We start from the raw sequence: 3903 nt of genomic DNA, 5'->3' as shown, positions 1-3903 counted from the left end.
GGCGGCGGTGGCGGCGCGGGCCGGAGCGGCGGCGGACCCGGCGGGCCGGTCGGGAACGGCCGCGCAGTCGCCGGCCGCCCAGGCGCCGGGCAGCGCGGCGCCGCCCGGGCCGGCCACCTGGAGGGTCTCCAGGCAGCGGACCCGGCCGTCGGCGTCGAGCGGGAGGTCGGTGGCGCCCAGCACGGGTGCCGGTCGCACGCCGGCCGTCCAGACGAGCGTGCGGGCGGCGAACCGGCTGCCGTCCGAGAGCACCATCACCCGGCCCTGGGCGGAGTCGAGGGTGGTGGCGAGGCGAACGTCCACGCTCCGGTCGCGCAGCTGGCGCAGGCTGTGGGCGGCCAGCTCCGGGTCCGCCTCGGCCAGGATCCGGTCGGCGGCCTCCACCAGCACCCAACGCAGGTCGTCCGGCTGGATGTTGGGGTAGCCGCGCAGCGCGTGCCGGGCCATGTCCTCCAGCTCGGCCAGCGCGCCCACCCCGCCGTAGCCCGCGCCGACGAAGACGAACGTCAGTGCGGACTGCCGCAGTTCGGGATCGCGGGTGGAGGAGGCGAGGTCGAGCTGGGCCAGCACGTGGTTGCGCAGGGCGACCGCCTCGCCGACCGTCGAGAAGCCCATGCCGTGCTCGGCGAGCCCCGGCACCGGCAGCGTCCGGGAGATCGAACCGACCGTCAGAACAATCTGATCGTAGGGAAGTTCGAGCTCAGAGCCAGGTTGGGGTACGATCCAGGCGAGCCGCCGCGTGTGATCGATCCGGGTGATCCGGGCGGTCAGCACCCGGCAACCGGGCAGCGCCTGGCGCAGCGGCACCACCACGTGTCTGGGGTCGATCGAGCCGGCCGCCACCTCGGCGAGCAGCGGCCGGTACGTCAGGTACGGCGCGGCCTCCACCACGGTGACCTCGGCCCTGCCGTCCCGCAGTTCCTCTCCCAGTCCGCGCTGGAGTCGCTGGGCCGCGGTGAGCCCGGCGATACCTCCTCCCACGATCAGGATCCGGATGGTGCCACCCCCTGTCGATGTGACCTGGTTCACGCCTCCATGACGCACTGCCGAAGGCCCTCTTGTCCACAGTCCGTACCGGATTCGGGCGGGACGGGAGCGGTTTCCCGTGTCGCCGGAGGCCTATCGGGGCGCCCCTGACACCCGCGTACCGGGCAGTCGGCCGTCACCCCGGGTGGTGAATCCATTACGGCCTGATTTACCGTTGGCCGTCCAGCCCGACTGGTCCACGCTGAAACGGGGAAGGGTAGTTCGCGGATGATCCCTACACCCGCGCGGGCCGTCCGACGCCCGACGAGGCGGCGTGACGGCGGCCCAGGACCGGCTCGGGGGGTCGGAGAACCGGGGTGGGGCTGGACCGCGGCGCATGACGGGCTGCTGCGGCGACTACGCACAGGGGTCCTGAACTGGGCCCCTCCGGGGGAGGGTTGGGATTGATGGAACAGGATCACCTGCTGGGCGAACCGACGGTGCCGCAGATCGGTGCGAACAGCCTGCCGGAGCAGCGTGCGCCGCTGTCCGTCCCGTACCGGTCCGCGGGTGCGCAGCCCGGCCCGGGCGGGGAACGCCGCGCGGGCGGCCCGCGGCTGCGGGTGGACGCCCGCCGGAACCTGGAGAGCGTGTTGCGGGCGGCCCGCGAGGTCTTCGGCGAACTGGGCTACGACGCGCCGATGGAGGAGGTGGCGCGACGGGCCGGCGTGGGGGTCGGCACGGTCTACCGGCGCTTCCCCAGCAAGGAGGTACTGGTCCAGCGGATCGCCGCCGAGGAGGTCGCCTGGCTCACCGCCCGGGCCCGCGAGGCGCTCTACGGGCCGGCCGGGCCGTGGGAGGCGCTCGCCGCCTACCTGGCCACCGCCGTGGGCACCGGCGCCGGGCGGCTGCTGCCGCCGGAGGCGTTCGGGTACGCCGAGGAGCTGGCCCGGGTGCCGGAGCAGCGGCTGCCGACGGACGCCGGCCCCGCGGCGCAGGGCGGGTACGGCGGGCGCTCCGGGCCGCAGGACGGGACCGGTCTGCTCGACGCGGCCTTCGCGGGGGCGATCGGCGCCGCCGCCGAGGCGAGCTTCGGCGCCGACCTGGGCGCCGGTCTCGGCGCGCCGCCCGAGCCGGGCCCCGCGGAGGTCCCGGACGCCGACCCGCGCCTGCTGCTCCAGCTGCTGGCCGCGCTCGTCGCGCGCGCCGCGGCGGCCGGCGAGCTGCGCCCGGGGGTGACCGTCTCGGAGATCGTGCTGGTCCTCACCGCCGCGGTACCGCCGTCCATCGGGCGCGGCGGCGTGCGGGGCGCGGCCGAACCGGCCGAGCGGCTGCTGCGCATCCTGTTGGACGGGCTGCGCACGCGGTAGCCTCCGCTCGCGGCCCGCTGCGGCGGGCGGTCGGCCGCCGGCGTCAACCCGGTGTCAACTGGCTGCGCCGGAGCGGGCGAACAGAGCGACGGGTGCTTCCCCGGAAGAGTGGGTCCGGGCCTGCGCGGCTTCCGGACCCCTCGCCGCTATGCCATTCTTTGGCCGTGCTTGGAGCCATTGTCCCGGTGCGCACCCTTCGCGGTGCCGCGAGCGCCGCCGAAGCCGGCGGCGTGCTGTGACGCGCCCCGGGCGGGTGCGGGCCGCCACCGTGCGCCGACGCCGGGACCGGGCCACGAGCGAGGACGGCGCCGCCCCCGCCCGGCGGGCCCTGGCCGCCCGGCCGACCGGGGCGGGCGCATCGGGCGACGCGGGCGAGGCAGGCAGCGGATGAGTGCCGAGGAGCAGAACGAGCGCGGCACCGGGCCCGGGCCCGAGTCCTCGGCCGGGCAGGTGCCCGGGCAGGGCGGCGCGCCCTCGCGCGAGTCGCTCGCCGACTCCCCCTACGGCGGCGCCGCGCTCACCGGGCGGGTGCCCGGCCAGGCGGTCGCCGGTCAGGGCGGGGTGACCCCGGAGGCCTTCGTGGCCGGCCGGGGGGGCCGGGCCGGCGGCGCCACCGAGTCCGGCGACGACGGCGGGGAGCTTCCAGCCCCCGCCGCGCTCGGCAAGGTGCCACCGCCGGCCGACCCGCTGGACGGCGAGCGGCCGCCCTCCGACGCCGAGTTGACGGCCCTGGTGCGCGCCGGGGACGACACCGCGTACGAGGAGATCTACCGCCGGCACGCCGAGTCGGTGCGCCGCTACGCCCGTACCTGCTGCCGGGACAGCTTCACCGCCGAGGACCTGGCCGGCGAGGTCTTCGCCCGCACGCTGCAGGCCCTGCGGGCGGGCAAGGGCCCCGAGTTCGCCGTCCGGGCCTACCTGCTGACGGCCGTGCGCAACGTCGCGGCGGCCTGGGCGCGCAGCGAGCGGCGCGAGCAACTGGTCGACGACTTCGGCCTCTTCGCCCAGTCCTCGGCCGCCTCGGCGGTCGAGTGCGACCTCGCCGACCCGGGGGCGGACGCCTGGGCGATGGCGGCAGCCGACCAGCGGATGGTGATGCGGGCGTTCGTGGAACTGCCCGAGGACGACCGGGTGCTGCTCTGGCACACCGAGGTCGAGCAGGAGTCCCCCAAGACGGTGTCGGTGCTGCTCGGCAAGACCGCGAACGCCACCGCCGTGCAGGCGCACCGCGCCCGCTCCCGGCTGGCGGCCGGCTTCCTCCAGGCGCACGTCTCGGCGGAGCAGCGCGAGGGCTGCGAGGAGTACGCCAACCGGCTGGGCCTGTACGCGCGCGGCGCCCTGCGCAAGCGCGCCTCGGCCGAGGTCGGCGAACACCTGCGCACCTGCGACCGGTGCACTGCGGCCTACCTGGAGCTGGTCGACATCAACCACGGGCTGCGCGTGCTGCTGCCCGGTGGGGTGCTGCTCTGGATCGGCACCGGCGCCTTCTCGGCGGTCGCGGCGGCGCTGGGCGCCGGCGCGCTGGCCGCCGGCGCGGCGCTGGTGGGCTTGCCTCTGCCGGAGGCCC

Annotated in this window: 3 protein-coding genes; 2 read left to right on the top strand and 1 reads right to left on the bottom strand. The window is 76.7% G+C overall.

Features of this window, described 5'->3' with window-relative positions; genetic code table 11:
* Positions 1-1029: NAD(P)/FAD-dependent oxidoreductase (locus ABD323_RS39915; RefSeq protein WP_344447016.1), on the bottom strand; the 1029-nt coding region annotated here is incomplete at its 3' end.
* Positions 1030-1433: 404 nt separating this feature from the next.
* Between ABD323_RS39915 and ABD323_RS39910 the strand changes: the two genes are divergently transcribed.
* Both ABD323_RS39910 and ABD323_RS39905 read left to right on the top strand, forming a co-directional pair.
* Complete coding sequence (locus ABD323_RS39910) at positions 1434-2336, top strand: TetR/AcrR family transcriptional regulator (RefSeq protein ID WP_344447015.1); 903 nt, start codon at positions 1434-1436, stop codon at positions 2334-2336.
* A 387-nt stretch (positions 2337-2723) separates the two neighbouring features.
* Positions 2724-3903, top strand: a 1180-nt coding sequence (locus ABD323_RS39905) for a sigma-70 family RNA polymerase sigma factor (RefSeq protein WP_344447014.1), incomplete at its 3' end; no start/stop codon positions are given.

The sequence above is a fragment of the Kitasatospora nipponensis genome, from assembly GCF_039528135.1.
Lineage (GTDB): Bacteria > Actinomycetota > Actinomycetes > Streptomycetales > Streptomycetaceae > Kitasatospora > Kitasatospora nipponensis.
Note: the sequence above shows the minus strand (reverse complement) of the source record. Positions and strands in the feature narration are given on the sequence as shown.